The sequence below is a fragment of the Streptomyces sp. NPDC087263 genome (assembly GCF_044744645.1).
Taxonomy (GTDB): Bacteria; Actinomycetota; Actinomycetes; order Streptomycetales; family Streptomycetaceae; genus Streptomyces.
In genome coordinates, this window is record NZ_JBIUYT010000007.1 from 454,831 (window position 1) to 468,985 (window position 14,155).

General features: G+C 66.9%; 15 protein-coding genes and 1 pseudogene. 9 read left to right on the plus strand and 7 right to left on the minus strand.

Translation table 11 applies throughout. The annotated features are described in order from the left end of the window. The first annotated feature begins 174 nt into the window (after positions 1-174). From ACIPC1_RS24670 to ACIPC1_RS24680, 3 genes and pseudogenes are all read left to right on the plus strand, one after another. A complete protein-coding gene (locus ACIPC1_RS24670; protein WP_402520605.1) occupies positions 175-447 on the plus strand; it encodes a hypothetical protein in 273 nt (90 codons plus the stop codon). 22 nt (positions 448-469) lie between these two features. Then, a pseudogene (locus ACIPC1_RS24675) lies at positions 470-613 on the plus strand (ADP-ribosylglycohydrolase family protein); the annotation flags it as partial. Between the two features lie 18 nt (positions 614-631). Continuing rightward, a complete protein-coding gene (locus ACIPC1_RS24680; protein WP_402520607.1) occupies positions 632-778 on the plus strand; it encodes a hypothetical protein in 147 nt (48 codons plus the stop codon). Here the strand turns inward: ACIPC1_RS24680 and ACIPC1_RS24685 are convergent. After that, positions 775-1,644, minus strand: coding sequence for an SDR family NAD(P)-dependent oxidoreductase (locus ACIPC1_RS24685; protein ID WP_402520381.1), 870 nt, complete (start codon positions 1,642-1,644; stop codon positions 775-777). The two genes, ACIPC1_RS24680 and ACIPC1_RS24685, sit on opposite strands and share 4 nt — an antisense overlap. An 84-nt stretch (positions 1,645-1,728) precedes the next feature. Here ACIPC1_RS24685 and ACIPC1_RS24690 point away from each other — a divergent pair, with 84 nt between their 5' ends. The 3 genes from ACIPC1_RS24690 (at position 1,729) to ACIPC1_RS24700 (ending at position 4,131) form a co-directional block, all read left to right on the plus strand. After that, a complete protein-coding gene (locus ACIPC1_RS24690; protein WP_402520383.1) occupies positions 1,729-2,670 on the plus strand; it encodes a helix-turn-helix transcriptional regulator in 942 nt (313 codons plus the stop codon). Next, positions 2,667-3,158 (plus strand): NUDIX domain-containing protein, encoded by a 492-nt coding sequence (locus tag ACIPC1_RS24695; RefSeq protein WP_402520385.1) that lies wholly within the window; start codon positions 2,667-2,669, stop codon positions 3,156-3,158. The genes ACIPC1_RS24690 and ACIPC1_RS24695 overlap by 4 nt, the downstream gene beginning before the upstream one ends. Before the next feature lie 295 nt (positions 3,159-3,453). Next, positions 3,454-4,131 (plus strand): recombinase family protein, encoded by a 678-nt coding sequence (locus tag ACIPC1_RS24700; RefSeq protein ID WP_402520387.1) that lies wholly within the window; start codon positions 3,454-3,456, stop codon positions 4,129-4,131. A 154-nt stretch (positions 4,132-4,285) separates the two neighbouring features. On the opposite strand, the gene ACIPC1_RS24705 is transcribed toward ACIPC1_RS24700, so the two are convergent. Both ACIPC1_RS24705 and ACIPC1_RS24710 read right to left on the minus strand, forming a co-directional pair. Then, positions 4,286-5,236 carry a hypothetical protein gene (locus ACIPC1_RS24705; RefSeq protein ID WP_402520389.1) on the minus strand — a complete coding sequence of 317 codons (951 nt, stop codon included), beginning with the start codon at positions 5,234-5,236 and terminating at the stop codon, positions 4,286-4,288. A 402-nt stretch (positions 5,237-5,638) separates the two neighbouring features. Then, positions 5,639-6,958 (minus strand): hypothetical protein, encoded by a 1,320-nt coding sequence (locus ACIPC1_RS24710; protein WP_402520391.1) that lies wholly within the window; start codon positions 6,956-6,958, stop codon positions 5,639-5,641. Between the two features lie 272 nt (positions 6,959-7,230). On the opposite strand from ACIPC1_RS24710, the gene ACIPC1_RS24715 reads away from it, so the two are divergent. After that, a complete protein-coding gene (locus tag ACIPC1_RS24715; RefSeq protein ID WP_402520393.1) occupies positions 7,231-7,929 on the plus strand; it encodes an SIR2 family NAD-dependent protein deacylase in 699 nt (232 codons plus the stop codon). Positions 7,930-7,960: 31 nt separating this feature from the next. Here the strand turns inward: ACIPC1_RS24715 and ACIPC1_RS24720 are convergent, their stop codons facing one another. Beyond that, entirely contained in the window at positions 7,961-8,113 is a 153-nt protein-coding gene (locus ACIPC1_RS24720; RefSeq protein ID WP_402520395.1) for a hypothetical protein, read from the minus strand. Positions 8,114-8,388: 275 nt separating this feature from the next. Here ACIPC1_RS24720 and ACIPC1_RS24725 point away from each other — a divergent pair, with 275 nt between their 5' ends. Next, entirely contained in the window at positions 8,389-9,384 is a 996-nt protein-coding gene (locus ACIPC1_RS24725) for an AraC family transcriptional regulator (RefSeq protein WP_402520397.1), read from the plus strand. Between the two features lie 267 nt (positions 9,385-9,651). On the opposite strand, the gene ACIPC1_RS24730 is transcribed toward ACIPC1_RS24725, so the two are convergent. From ACIPC1_RS24730 to ACIPC1_RS24740, 3 genes are all read right to left on the minus strand, one after another. Further along, positions 9,652-10,137, minus strand: a complete 486-nt coding sequence (locus tag ACIPC1_RS24730) for a methylated-DNA--[protein]-cysteine S-methyltransferase (RefSeq protein ID WP_402520399.1) — start codon at positions 10,135-10,137, stop codon at positions 9,652-9,654. Positions 10,138-10,198: 61 nt separating this feature from the next. Further along, positions 10,199-11,683: an AlkA N-terminal domain-containing protein gene (locus ACIPC1_RS24735; RefSeq protein WP_402520401.1), complete on the minus strand. Its 1,485-nt coding sequence runs from the start codon at positions 11,681-11,683 to the stop codon at positions 10,199-10,201. 95 nt (positions 11,684-11,778) lie between these two features. After that, the gene (locus tag ACIPC1_RS24740) at positions 11,779-13,731 is read right to left on the minus strand and encodes a heavy metal translocating P-type ATPase (protein ID WP_402520403.1); all 1,953 of its coding nucleotides are present in this window, start codon (positions 13,729-13,731) and stop codon (positions 11,779-11,781) included. A gap of 35 nt (positions 13,732-13,766) precedes the next feature. Between ACIPC1_RS24740 and ACIPC1_RS24745 the strand changes: the two genes are divergently transcribed. Next, the gene (locus ACIPC1_RS24745) at positions 13,767-14,129 is read left to right on the plus strand and encodes an ArsR/SmtB family transcription factor (protein WP_402520405.1); all 363 of its coding nucleotides are present in this window, start codon (positions 13,767-13,769) and stop codon (positions 14,127-14,129) included. Positions 14,130-14,155 lie beyond the last annotated feature (26 nt).

The following is a 14,155-nucleotide window of genomic DNA, read 5'->3' on the forward strand; positions in this document are numbered from 1 at the left end:
GTTCACAGCAGCGTCCGCCACCTTGCATCCCCTTGCTTTCTGGCCTTGCTCACGTCAAGGCAGTCGCGCCGCTGTGACCTTAACCGGAGGAAGCCCCCGCCGTCATGCCCCGGCCGTCCCCGGGAACACCGCGCGCGGCCGCCCGGAATTGGGTGGCCCGGAGCCACGACCTCTGTGGGCACCGAGCTCGCCGACCGCGTCCACGGGGGCCGGCCGGGCCGGATCCCGGGCAACATGCTCGGCAAACCGGTCGAGCAGGGCGACCACTGGACGCGGCACCGGATCGACCGCTGTCTGCGGCAGGCCGCGGCCCTGCCCCGCATCGACTACCTGCCCGGGCCGGCCGCCGACGGAGGCGGAAGCGGCGCGTTCGAGCTGCGGCCCGAGTGTCGGAGTCGCGTACGAGGCCGTATCCACGGCAGCTGCCGCGACGACGACGTGGACTAGGACACACTCACCACGGTCTCCGAGGAGACCGCGGGGGCTCGGCTGGATCCATACGATCCCGAACGCCGCTGTCCTCACCGCCGGGCTGCTGTACGGCGAAGGCGACGGCGACGTCACCCGCACCATCACCCTGACCGTCCGTGGCGGCCTGGACACCGGCTCGAACGGCGCGATCGCGGGCTCCGTGGCGGGTGTCCTGTGCGGGGCGGCGGCGATCCCCTCGCGGTGGCGGGACCCCCTGGAGGACACCGTACGCAGTGCGGTGTCCGGGTTCGACGGGGTACGGATCAGCGAACTGGCGACACGGACGGTCTCGCTGACGCCGGGCTAGCTCACGGGAGCCGGGGTCCTCGCCCTGAACTTGTCGCGCGTGACCCCCAGCGCCCGCAGCAGTACCCGGTCGCGCAGCCCCGTCGGCAGCAGCCGCAGAAGCGCGAGGACCCTTCCGTCGCGGCCAGTCGTGTAGCGGGCGGCGGGGCGCCGCACGGTGAGGGCGCGTACGACCGCGTTCACGGCGGGGGCGACCGGGCCCAGGTTCTGCCCGGCCGCCGCAGCCCGGACGGCTTCCAGGGCTGCGGTGTAGTGGTGGCGGGTCTCGGGCGAGCCGACCCAGCCGTACTCCGCGGTCGCCTTGTCCGCCGTGGCGAAGATAGCGGTCTCCATGGCACCGGGCTCGACGAGCGAGACCCGCACTCCCTGGTGGCGCAGTTCCATGCGCAGGGCCTGGGTGAGCGCCGAGAGGGCGGCTTTGGAGGCGGCGATCGGTCCGAAGAAGGGCGGTGGTACGCGGGCCGAGACAGCGCCGAGGTTCACGATCCGGCCACCCGACGCGCGCAGCGCGGGCAGGAAGGCCCGGATCGCCGCGGTCTGGCCGATCACGTTGATCTCGAACTGCCGGCGCCAGGCCTCGGCCGGTACGAGCTCCACGGGGCCTTGGCCCATGATGCCCGCGCTGTTGACCAGGCCGTCGAGGCGGGGTCCGACGGCCTCCGCGGCCGCCGCGACGGATTCCTCGTCGGTGAGGTCCAGCAGGACGGGGGTCAGCCCGGCGTCTCGAAGGGGTGCGGCGTCCGCGCGGTTGCGGTGCGCCGCGTAGACGATCCAGCCGTCGGCACCGAGCCGGCGTGCGACAGCACCGCCGACACCGCCGGTGGCGCCGGTGACCAGGACGGTTCGGGGGGAGGTCAGATCAGCCACAAGGGCCGCCTTTCACAGGGGAGTTCCATGTGTCTCCCACCCTGCGACAGGGCCCGCCGGGGTTGAAGAGTGCAGAATTCACTAGTGGCACCGACACCAGTACCGCAACCCGCGTCCGGGCCGGACGACTACAACCACGACAAGCACGATGGCAGCACAGGCCGCGAGACTCCCGCGCCGGCCGCGGCCCTCCCCAACGATCACGGGCGCAAGGCCCTCGCCGCTTTCCTGCGCTCCCGTCGCGAGCGCGCCGACCCTGCGGCGACGGGGCTGCCACCCGGCGGTCGCCGTCGCACCCCCGGGCTGCGCCGCGAGGAGGTCTCGCTGCTCTCCGGGGTGAGTCTGACCTGGTACACGTGGCTCGAACAGGGCCGTGACATCAGGGTCTCGCCGCAGATCCTGCTCGCCCTGGCCCGCGCTCTCCACCTCGACGACGTGGAGCGATCCCACCTCTTCCGGCTCGCGGGCATGCCCGCGCCCGAACCCGCCGAACGTTCCCTGGAAGTCCCGCCCGCGGTCCGCACCTTCCTCGACAAACTGATGCCCAACCCGGCGTTCGTCATCGACCGCTGCTTCGACATCCGCGCCTGGAACCCGGCACAGGAGCGCATCCTCGGGCCGGCCCTGCTCGACCGCCCGCGCCACGAACTCAACAGTGCCTGGATGCTGTTCCGCGTCCCCGAGGTCCGCACTCTGATGCCCGAGTGGGACAAGGAGGCCCGCTGGATGGCCGGGCTGCTGCGCCAGCAGGCCGCGTACGAACTCGACAACCCGCGCTTCTCCGAACTCGTCACCGAACTCCTCGAAACCAGCCCCTACTTCGCCGAGGTCTGGGAGGACCACGACGTCATCGAGTTCCGCTCCTCGGTACGCCGCTATCGCCATCCGGTTGCCGGCGACCTGGAAGTGACCTATGTACGCATGGTGTTGGAGGAGGCGCCCTGGCTGAGTCTGATCTGCCATTTCGCCGAACCGGGCAGTGAGTCGGAGGAACGGCTGCTCAAGCTCGTTACCCTTCGTGAGTGACCACTCAAGACTTCGCTACGTACATCGCGGGCCTCCCCCGCGTCCTCGCCGGTGCGGCCGTCCTCTTCCGTGACGCCGACGGGCGGGTCCTGCTCGTCGAGCCGAACTACCGTGACGGCTGGGCCCTTCCGGGCGGCACCGTCGAGTCGGACGAGGGGGAGACTCCGCGCCAGGGCGCCCGCCGGGAGACCGCCGAGGAGATCGGCCTCGACATCGAACTCGGGCGGCTGCTCGCGGTGGACTGGGTGCACGGCACGGCTCGGCCCCCGCTGGTGGCGTATCTCTACGACGGCGGAATCCTCACCGAGCGGGATCTCAAGGCGATCCGTTTGCAGGAGGAGGAGCTCCTGTCCTGGCGCCTCGTCCCACGGGACGAGCTGGCCGAGCACCTCCCGGGCGCGCTGGGCCGTCGCGTCATCGCCGCGCTCGATGTACTGGCGGAGGGCACGGGGACGGCGGAGCTGGAGAACGGGCACCGGGTCGGCTGACTCCGGGAGCCGGCCTCCGGATCAGCCCTCGGCCAGATCCTGCGGCTTGACGTCCACCCTCGCAGCACCTCGTCCCGCGTCGCCCACACGTCGTACCCGTCGACGCGCCACGGTCGCGGCACGCCGGACGGGATCGGAAGAGCGCTCCCTATTGACGAGCCACGGCACCCCGATATCCGTTCGCCCGGCGCGGACAGGCGTCCTACCCTCGCCCCATGGACAAGCCGCTCGTCGCCATCCTCAGTGGAGCCGGTGTCTCCACCGAGCAGAGCATCGGCAGAAGTAACCTCCTGCCATGACCGATGACCTGGTACAGCGAGCGCACTGGGGTGACTTAGAGGGGCAGAACTGGGCGGGGTTGGTCCGCCTCTCCCTCGAAGCGGAGGACGAGGAGTTAGCCACGCGGGCTGCGCGCCCGACACCGGATCACCCCGCTGACAGCGGCACGAAGTGGCGTCCGGCCACCGGCCGGGACATCAGGAGCCGGGAAGAGCAGGAGAAGGACGCTCGCCGATTCGTCGAGAGTCGCGGGGGCCGGTATGTCCACACGTACGAGGAACCCGACACATCGGCGTGGAAGCGCAAGCGGGTGCGCCAGCCCGACGGGACGGTTGCCTATCGCGTGATCCGCCCCGTGTTCGAAGGGGCGTTGGAAGACCTCAAGCGCGGAGCCGCACCGAACGGCGAACACCTGGACGGCCTGATCGTCTACGACATCGACCGTCTGACCCGGGACAACCGGCACCTTGAAGACGCCATCGAAGTGGTCGAGAACTTCCGCCGCCCGATCATCGACATCACCGGCACACTCGACCTTCTCACCGACAACGGCCGGACGGTGGCGCGAAGCCCGCCTCACACTCGGAGTCGCCGCAGCCCGCACCGGCGATATAGAAGAGGCTGTAGGAATGGGGAATACCGCTTTGCGAGCCGACCGAAAGTCCCTCCCGTCCCTTCTTTTAGTCGCCGATGAGCTGGATAAGGAACTTCGCTCTCGCTACCCTCGCGAAGCCGTCACCCGCGACTTCCACGAGCGGATCATGGCCATCAAGCAGGGGTCAGCCAGGCCCGATCTTCCCTTCTAGGCTTCCTTCGAAACCTCCACATAGTTCACCACTAGGCGGCCCTCAATCATCTACCACCCCAAATAGCAAATCGGCTTGAAAATGAATCCCGCTCGGGTTTTCCATTACGACAAATTTAGACCCGTCAGACGCAGAATGCACACCCATCCTGGCAGTTTTCCCCTCATGGGAGATATCAACATAGACTCCTTCCGCTAGAGATTCATCACCGCCACGATATTCGAATCGAGTAAAGGGGACCTTGCTTCGCTCGACTTGAAATTCCCCTTCAATCCTAATTTCCGAAATAGGAACTCTTCCCATTTCCGTCAAGATTGCATACCAGGCACTATTGCCATTGGGGTCACCAGGAACGATGTGAATCACTCCTCTTTTTGAAACGCCCGAAGGGAGCGAATCGAGGGCGCTAGGCTTTGGCGCATCACGCCACAAATCGCCGAGAGTAGTAGGGACACCATCATCGGTTCTCACCAGAATCGGCGAGTTAACATTCACCCCTTGGGAGATAACCTGCAACGCCGCCAGCCGGGCTTCCTCGGAAACAGTGACAGGGATGTTAATTTGAATCTTCCGAATATCAACTTTTCGAACTAACACTGTCACCAATTCCACGCCGAGCCACCCCCACACAGACTCACTGTTGACACTTTCGATGGTTCTCAACTCGATATTCGCCTGCCCCGCCCGCGTTTGGGCACCAGCCGTGAATCCAGTACGTGAGACGGCTACCGCCTTGGTGGCCCCGACATCCTCTCGCTTTCCAACCAACTGATCAATCCACTCGATATCTTGCACTCGACCACGATCTCGGCACTCCAAAATGACAAGAATATCGACTGATCCAACACGTGTACGCAGAGATACATCAACTTCTCGGCGAGATCCAGAATTACCCACGATATATTCAGGCGAGCGTACTTCAACCGCACTACCAGAAAGGAGCGTTTCGAGCGTCGCGACCAATTCTTCCAAGGTCCGGCCCGCCTTAGACATACAATGCCCCTATCGGTTTCTCTAATATAATCAAACCAATGTGCGCAGCGCCCTCTAAATGGTATCCGTCAAGGCTTGACAGGTCTTCATCGCGGTCAGCAGAAGATTGCAGGTCCAGCCCGGCGCCGACCACGGGCATGGCTGATCATCGTCAACGCCGATCCCGACCCCGTCCTATCCCGGCGGGACGACACAATGATCATGCCGTTCGAGAATATTCGTGACGAACTCCCCCCTGCTGACTCCGGGTGCAATGAAGCACTGCCAGAGATCCGGTGAGCAGTGCTCGTAACGCCAAATGGTTCCAGAGTGGAGGCGAACATAGATTCGCTCAGCAGCATCATCGTAGGCGCAGGATGAAACAATTGTCGACTCAGGGGTACTCAGCCAATCCATCTGCAGCTATCCCCCAACCTCTCGAATAGCTTCTTCGACCTCAATGTCAACGTTCTCGCACAAGGAAGGACGGAGGTATATATACTGCCTGAACATCTCACTTCTGAAACGAAGAGTCTGACCCGATTGATATTGAGAGGATATTAGAACTTCACCGTAATGATCTGAACACAGGTGCCCCTTATAGATGCCGGGATTAGTCACTCCCATCGTTCGCAACAGCTCGTATGCTCCTCTTGTTGAGATATCTCGCTCAGGCCAAGCAGCGAATACCCGCAAAACCTTCTCGCGTGCAGTGGAGGTCCGCACTGCCAGCTGGTAGAGATCCGCAAATTGTTCAGCAAATCGTTTGCTGATCAAAGTACGAATAGCTCGGATTATGTCATCCTCAGTGACAACTGGTTGCCCAGAGTCGGCTGTGGCTGCCAGAGCCTGCTGGCCGATAACATGCAAAAACCAAGGAAAACCGCCGGCCATTCGAACCAACCGCATTCGAGCTTGGTCATTAAATCGATGCTGAAGACCTTCCCTACCGAGAGCAGCGACTGTCCGGTCGACGACATCTGCCATCTCACCCCGCGTCATTCGTGGCACGTTTATGGGACCCAGTGAGCGAAGTACAGAAGGATGAGATATGTGCAGGTCGGAAATATTGCGCATCGCACCGATCAGCATGAACCGAATATACGGACTACTCGTATTCCGAAGGAACGAAGCAAAACCAGAGAGATCTTCGACCCTGTCAAGCTCGTCAATGATGAAGAGAATTCGCTGCGGTCCAATAAACTGTTCTAGTGCACGCACCGTCTTCAACAATTTCTCGCGCTGATTCAGGTTACTGTACTTAATACTCTCCGCTTCAGTCTGATAATTTTTAACCGACTCAAGTTGAAAGAACTTGAAGCTCACCTGCTTTCTCGTAGTTCGGTCAACGAGTTTGGAGGCCTTCCCCTGAGAGCAGTCCTCTATATCCAGTTCCTCCATTGCATTTATCAAGAGTTGGATCAAGTCCAGGGATCCATGTACCTCATCAGAGCAGGCTACATAGAATGTAAGGAAGGTTTCACTGTCTAGCAATACGCGGTCACTCGCGCCCATGGAAGATAGTAGTTCCGCATCTCCCATAGCAATTTGCTGAGTCTGGATTGCGAGGCTGGACTTCCCTAGGCCACGGTCGCCGTAAATCAGTGGGATTTTCCCTGCGGATTGCAACGCATCCACCAAATCCAAAATCTGCTCACGCCGCCCGGCGAAGAGCTTTGGATCGATCACCTCGTGGGACGGAGTAAAAGCATTAAGAAGCGTTGCCCGAATTGAGGGTGTCATGACGCTGCTTACCCCCTTATGCCGTTAATCATGGCCGGCGGCGAAATCGTCTTTCTGCTACGCCTTCAGAGTCAGCTTACGGCGAGACCCATAGCCCCGCATACTGATTGGCAAAACGCTCCGTTCGCAACGTTCTCAGTTGCAGCTGAGTCGGCCGACAGCCCAAGCACACAAGTGGCTATGGCTGTCGGCCGACCGCTCCCAGCGGACACGCAGGCTCGAACGTGCGTCATCCACCGCTGGCACCCCTCGCGCCCCTGTTACATCTGCCGATGCCTTGCGACTCCGGAATCCCTGACTACCGCGGGCCGAACGGCCTGTGGCGGCGGGACCCGGAGGCCGAGAAGCTCGTGACCTACGAGTACTACATGGGCGATCCGGAGATCCGGCGTCGGTCCTGGCAGCTGCGCCGGAAGAACCGGGCGCTACGGGCCGAGCCCAACGCGGCGCACCGGGCGGTGGCCGAGCTGGAGCGGTCCGGGGTGCCGGTGCGGGTGATCACCCAGAACGTGGACGGGCTGCACCAGCTGGCCGGCATGCCCGCCCGCAAGGTGCTCGAACTGCACGGCACGGCGCGGACCGTGGTGTGCACCCAGTGCCGGGCCAAGGCGCCGATGGAGGACGCGCTCGCACGAGTCGAGGCCGGTGAGGAGGACCCTCGGTGCCTCAAGTGCGGCGGCATCCTCAAGTCGGCGACGGTGATGTTCGGCGAGCGGCTCGACCCCGTCGTACTCGGCGATGCCCTCGCGATCACCAAGGCGTGCCACGTCTTCGTCGCCGTCGGGACCAGCCTCCAGGTACAGCCCGCCGCCGGACTCGCCGGGGTGGCCGCGGACCACGGGGCCCAGCTCATCATCGTCAACGCCGAACCGACGCCGTACGACGACCGCGCCGACGAAATCATTCAGGAGCCCATCGGCACCGCCCTGCCCGAGCTGCTCCGTCGGCTGCGTACCGAGACCCACTCCTAGTGCCCCACACGCCCCCGCGCTCCTGCAATGTCTAGACCTGGGTAACCCGCTCCGCGATCCCCTGCACGATCGTCACTTCGACGGTCAAGTTGCCACCCTTCGCGGCCCCCTCCAGGTCCTCGGCGGTGCAGGTCTCCGCCGCCTGGGCCTCGGGATCACCACAGATGTCTTGGGTGAGCGACATGTTCGGGGTGCCCTTTCGGCGACGTTGCCTTGTTGATCTCAACCCGTCAAACGGCTTACGCAGCAAGCCGGTTCATCCGCGCTCTCCCCTGCTGCACAGCCAGGATGAACCGCCGATATCTGTTACGAGGCGCCGTCCCTCCGTGACCATCCGGACGTAACTGCGAGAGTCGTCCATCCGCACGCACCGCCTGCCCGAATCACTGGGCCGACTCTGACGGCCTTGCTGACGGCCGTGCCTCTTTGAGCCATCCTGGTGAGGACGAGGGGACAACCATGGAGGTGCAAAAGCCGCAAACCGTTGATTTCTCCAGCTTCGTCACGCGCGAAGTGGACGAGGTCCGGGCGACCGTGAACACCATCTTCAGCGAGGCTCGTTTCGACGTGGTGGGAGACGCCGGCGACCTCGTCGCGGACTTCTCGGTCATCAACCTGGGCGCACTGACGGTCGGCAAGGTCAGCTACGGGACACAGGTCAGGGCGCGAACAGGCGAACTGGGCTACTACCACGTGTCGGCGCCCATCGTCGGCTCCCACAGCGTGCGGCAGGGCAGGGGGCCGGTCTCGCACGTCACCACCCGCCGTGCGGTGGTCGTCGATCCCGCGAGCGGTGACAACCGCATCGACAACTACTCGCCCGACTGCGCCACCATCAACGTGAAGATCGACAAGGCGGCCCTGGTAGGGCAGTTGGAGACGCTCCTGGGCCGGCCGGTACAGCGCAGCCCGGCCATCGAGCCGGAATTCGACATCGGCAGCGGTCCGGGGCTCAGCTGGATGAATCTGGTGACCTGGAGCCTGCTGGACAAAGACGTGCCCGACGGCCTGCTGCGCCAGCCGATGTTCGCCGGGCGGATCGAACAGGCCCTGCTGGAGGGCCTGTTGCTGTCGAGCGACCACCGGTACCGCGAAGCGCTGGAGGCACCACCGCCGTCCATGCGGCCCACGGCGGTCAAGCGGGTGATGGACGCCGTACGCGAGCGGCCCGCCGAGCCCTACGACGCGGCCAGGCTCGCCGCCATCGCCCAGGTCAGTGTGCGCACCCTTCAGGAGGCGTTCCGTAAGAACCTGGGCATGTCCCCGATGGCGTACGTCAGCGAGGTGCGGCTGCAACGGGTACGGGAGCAGCTGAGGGTCTCGATCCCGGGGACGGTCAGCGTCACGGAGATCGCCTACCGTTGGGGGTTCGCGCATCTGGGGCGGTTCGCGCGGCGCTACCGGGCCCGGTTCGGGGAGACGCCGTCCGAGACACTGCGATGCGTGTGCACCTGAGCAGGAACAACTCTCCCGCGTAATCCGGACAGCGCCGCGCAATGCGGAGCGCCACCGGCCCGCGTGCCGCCGTACGGTATCTGTACCGCCTCCCGAAGGGCGCGGACGCAGACAGAACGGACGGGGTCGGCGCCGCCCGTTCCCGCAACTCCCTTTCGGCGACGGGCAAGGACATGGGTGCGGGAGCCCGTGTCCCCCGGGTCCGGCCACTCCCCCTCGTCAGGCGGGCCGGACCCGGGCCGACAGGCCACGCGGCCGGAACACGCCCTAGAACAGGGCGGCGCCGCTCTCGAAGTCCAGCAGCCGCTGCTTGCGGTCCAGACCGCCGCCGTACCCCGTGAGGCTGCCGTTCGCGCCCACTACGCGGTGGCAGGGCACGATGATGCCGATCGGGTTCTTGCCGTTGGCGAGACCCACCGCGCGGGAGGCGCCCAGGTTACCCAGGGTTCCGGCCAGTTCGCCGTACGAGCGGGTCTCGCCGTAGGGGATCTTGCGCAGCTGCTCCCAGACCCCGCACTGGAAGGGCGTGCCGTCGAGACGCAGCGGCAGGTCGAACTCCTTCAACCCGCCCTCGAAGTAAGCCGCGAGCTGGCGCGTCGTCTCGTCGAAGAGAGTGTCGTCGTCGCGTACGCCGAAGGTCTCCTCCGGAGGACGATGGCGCTGGCCGACCATGTAGAGGCCGCAGAGGGCGCCTCCGTCGGCGACGAGCGTCAAAGGTCCGTAGGGGCTCTCGGTCACGGTGTGGTGCTTCATGGGACGTCCTTCGGCGGGCGTGAGCATCCTTGTCACGGATTACGGCTGATCGCGTACGGGGTTATGCGGGAAGAAAGTTGATCGGGTGGCTGTCCGTCGCCCACAGGTACTGGACCGCGTACGCCCGCCAGGGACGCCAGGCCGCCGCGCGTGCCGTGAGCGCGGCGGGGGTGGACGGCAGGCCCAACTCCTGGGCGGCGCGCCGGATCCCGAGGTCGGTGGGGAGGAAGGCGTCGGGGTCGCCGAGGGCGCGCATGGCGATGACGTCGACCGTCCAGGGGCCGAAGCCCGGCAGGGAGAGAAGCCGGGCGCGGGCCTCGTCCCAGTCGCTTTCGACGCCCAAGTGGAGGGTTCCGTCGGCGAGTTGACGTACGAGCGTGGTGAAGGTGGCGCGGCGGGTGCGCGGCATCGCGAGGGATTCGGGGTCCAGTGCGGCCAGTGACTCGGGGGACGGGAAGAGGTGGGTGAGGCCGCCCTCGGGATCGTCGACGGGGTCGCCGTGCGCGGTGACCAGGCGGGCCGCGTGGGTTCGGGCGGCGGCCGTGGAGACCTGCTGGCCCAGCACGGCCCGTACGGCGAACTCGGCCTCGTCGACCGTGCGGGGCACCCGGCGGCCCGGCGCCTTGTCGACGAGCGGCGCGAGCAACGGATCGGTGCGCAACTGGTCGTCGACCGCGACCGGGTCGGCGTCCAGGTCGAGCATGCGGCGGCAGCGGCTGATGGCGACGGGCAGGTCGCGGAGGTCGCTGAGGGTGAGGCGGCAGGCGATGTGGTCGGCGTTCGGGCTGAGCCCGACGATGCCGTGGCCGTAGGGCAGGCGCAGGGTGCGCCGGTACGCCCCGTCGCGCCACTCCTCGACGCCGGGTACGGCCGTCGCCGCGAGGTGTCCGAAGAGGTTGTCGGGGTTGAGCGGGGCGCGGAAGGGAAGCCGGAGGCTCAGCACCCCCGGTGTGGCGGCCGCCGTCCTCTTCTTGGGCAGCCGTGCGCGCAGCTCGCTCGGTGACAGCGCGAAGACCTCGCGGACCGTGTCGTTGAAGGTGCGGATCGAGGAGAACCCGGCCGCGAAGGCGATCTCCGCCATCGGCAGCGGGGTGGTCTCGATGAGCAGCCGTGCGGTCTGGGCGCGCTGGGCCCGGGCGAGCGCGAGCGGTCCCGCGCCCAGCTCGGCCAGGAGCTGGCGCTCGATCTGGCGGGTGCTGTAGCCGAGCCGGGTGGCGAGGCCCGGTACGCCCTCGCGGTCCACGATTCCGTCGCCGATCAGGCGCATGGCGCGGGCGACGAGGTCGGCGCGCTGGTTCCACTGGGGCGAGCCGGGGCTGGTGTCGGGTCGGCAGCGCTTGCAGGCCCGGAATCCGGCCTGCTGGCAGGCTGCCGCGCTGGGATAGAACGTCATGTTCTCCGGCTTCGGCGGTACCACCGGGCAGCTGGGCCGGCAGTAGATCCGGGTGGTCAGAACCGCCGTGAAGAACCAGCCGTCGAAGCGCGCGTCCTTCGACTGGACGGCGCGCACGCAGCTCTCCGTGTCGGTGTGCATCCCGTTCTGCATGCCTCAAGCATCGGGCACGCCCGAGGCCGGGGCTGGCGGAAATCCGACATCAACCTCACGTGCCCTGGGACCGGCCATCGGCCCGGCCATCAGTCCTACGTCCTCTGCGACCCGCCGGACCGCCACGCGGAGTCCCTCAGCAGCCGCAGCCCGTTCAGACCGACCAGGACGGTCGAGCCCTCGTGCCCCGCGACGCCGAGCGGGAGCGGAAGGTGACCGACGAGGTCCCACAGGACCAGGGCGGTGATGAACGTACCCGCGATGACGAGGTTCTGGGTGACCATGCGGCGGGCGGTGCGCGAGAGCCGTACGACTGCGGGGATGGCCGCGAGTTCGTCGCGGACGACGACGGCGTCCGCCGTCTCCAGGGCGAGATCGGACCCGGCACGGCCCATGGCGATCCCGGAGTGGGCGGCGGCCAGGGCGGGGGCGTCGTTGACGCCGTCGCCGACGAACAACACCTTGCGGTCCGCGAGCTGGAGTACGGCCGCGACCTTGTCCGCGGGCAGCAGACGCGCGCGTACGTCCGTGATGCCGGTGGCGGAGGCCACCTGGGCGGCGGCGCGCGGGTTGTCGCCGGTGAGCAGTACGGGTGAGGTGCCCGTGAGAGCGGTGAGCGCGGCGACGGTCTCGGTGGCGTCGGGGCGGAGACGGTCGGCGAGGGAGAGGGTGCCGACGCGGGCGCCGTCGCGTTCCACCAGGACGACCGTGTGGTGGGTGTCGTCGTCCAGATGCGCGTCCGGGCGGCCGACGGTGACGATGTGGCCGTCGACGGTGGCGGTGACGCCGTGCCCGGGCTTCGCGGTGAAGTCGTCGGCGGGCAGGAGGCGCAGGCCGCGGGAGCGGGCGGCTGCGACGATCGCGCGGGCGAGCGGATGTTCGCTGGGGTGCTCGACCGTGGCGGCCAGGGCCAGCAGGGTGTCCTCGTCGAGGCCCGACCCCGGCGCCGGCCGGACGGCCGTCACCTCGGGTGCGCCTTCGGTCAGCGTGCCGGTCTTGTCGAGGGCGGCCGTGTCGATCTCGCCGAGACGTTCCATGGCAACCGCGGACTTGACCAGGACGCCGTGCCGCCCGGCGGTGGCGATGGCGGACAGCAGTGGCGGCATGGTGGCCAGGACGACCGCGCACGGCGAGGCGACGATCATGAAGGTCATCGCCCGCAGCAGCGCGCCGGTGAGGTCCGCACCGAAGGCGAGCGGCACCGCGAAGACGGCGAGGGTGGCGGCCACCACGCCCACCGCGTACCGCTGTTCGACCTTCTCGATGAACAGCTGGGTGGGCGCCTTGGTGCGCGAGGCCTCCTCGACCAGGGTGACGATGCGGGCGATGACGGAGTCGGCGGGGTCGCGTTCCACTCGGACGCGCAGCACGCCGGTGCCGTTCAGGGTGCCTGCGAAGACCTCGTCGCCGGGGGTCTTCAGCACCGGCAGCGGTTCGCCGGTGATCGTCGCCTGGTCGGCCTCACTGGCGCCGTCGACCACCCGCCCGTCGGCGCCGATCCGCTCGCCGGGGCGGATCAACAGCACGTCACCGACCGCGAGTTGAGCAGTGGGCACCTGCTCCTCCCCGTCGGCGGTCACTCTCGTCGCCGTGGCGGGCGCCAGGTCGAGCAGGCCGCGGACGGAGTCGGCGGTACGGGCGGTGGCCAGAGCCTCCAGGGCGCCGGAGGTGGCGAAGATGACGATCAGCAGGGCGCCGTCCAGCACCTGTCCGATCGCGGCCGCGCCGAGGGCCGCGACGATCATCAACAGGTCGACGTCCAGGGTCTTCTCACGCAGCGCCCGCAGCCCTTCGAGGGCGGGTTCCCACCCTCCGGCGGCGTACGCGACCACGTAGAGCGGCGCGTACGTCCAGCCGGGCGCGCCGCCGAGGTGGAGGGGGAGCGCGAGCAGGAAAGCGACGGTGGCCAGGAGCGCCCAGCGGGCCTCCGGCAGCGCGAGAACGCGCGTAGGGCGGCGAGGGAGCGCCGGGGCGGAGGGGGCGGCGGCGGAAGACGGGGCGAGAGTGGGAGACACGCGGCCACCATACAGGAACACATGAAGACTCATTCATACCTTCATGTGCGACGGGTAGGATGCCGCCCATGGGTCATGGAGCCGTCACCACCGCGCAGGACGCCACCCCGCACGTACGTCTGGACGCGGCCAACGTCGCGAAGGTGGCCACCACGCTCCAGGCGCTGTCCACCCCCTCGCGCCTGCTGATCCTCGCCCGGCTGCGCGAAGGCCCGCTGCCGGCCACCGAGTTGGCCGCCGAGGTCGGCATGGAACAGTCCGCGTGCTCGCACCAGCTACGGCTGCTGCGCAATCTGGGCCTGGTCGTCGGTGAGCGGAGCGGACGCTCGGTGGTCTACGCGCTGCACGACCACCACGTCGCCGAGCTCCTCGACCAGGCGGTCTACCACGTGGAACACCTGCGGCTGGGTCTCAGTGACGCGCCCGAATGAGGCGGCGGGGGCGGCCTCGCCGCGAA

Excerpts from the sequence above, each read along its gene's own strand:
- ACIPC1_RS24700 (WP_402520387.1), top strand. The coding sequence starts at position 3,454 with ATGACCGATGACCTGGTACAGCGAGCGCACTGGGGTGACTTAGAGGGG.
- ACIPC1_RS24705 (WP_402520389.1), bottom strand. The coding sequence starts at position 5,236 with ATGTCTAAGGCGGGCCGGACCTTGGAAGAATTGGTCGCGACGCTCGAA.
- ACIPC1_RS24710 (WP_402520391.1), bottom strand. The coding sequence starts at position 6,958 with ATGACACCCTCAATTCGGGCAACGCTTCTTAATGCTTTTACTCCGTCC.
- ACIPC1_RS24715 (WP_402520393.1), top strand. The coding sequence starts at position 7,231 with ATGCCTTGCGACTCCGGAATCCCTGACTACCGCGGGCCGAACGGCCTG.
- ACIPC1_RS24720 (WP_402520395.1), bottom strand. The coding sequence starts at position 8,113 with ATGTCGCTCACCCAAGACATCTGTGGTGATCCCGAGGCCCAGGCGGCG.
- ACIPC1_RS24725 (WP_402520397.1), top strand. The coding sequence starts at position 8,389 with ATGGAGGTGCAAAAGCCGCAAACCGTTGATTTCTCCAGCTTCGTCACG.
- ACIPC1_RS24730 (WP_402520399.1), bottom strand. The coding sequence starts at position 10,137 with ATGAAGCACCACACCGTGACCGAGAGCCCCTACGGACCTTTGACGCTC.
- ACIPC1_RS24735 (WP_402520401.1), bottom strand. The coding sequence starts at position 11,683 with ATGCAGAACGGGATGCACACCGACACGGAGAGCTGCGTGCGCGCCGTC.
- ACIPC1_RS24740 (WP_402520403.1), bottom strand. The coding sequence starts at position 13,731 with ATGAGTCTTCATGTGTTCCTGTATGGTGGCCGCGTGTCTCCCACTCTC.
- ACIPC1_RS24745 (WP_402520405.1), top strand. The coding sequence starts at position 13,767 with ATGGGTCATGGAGCCGTCACCACCGCGCAGGACGCCACCCCGCACGTA.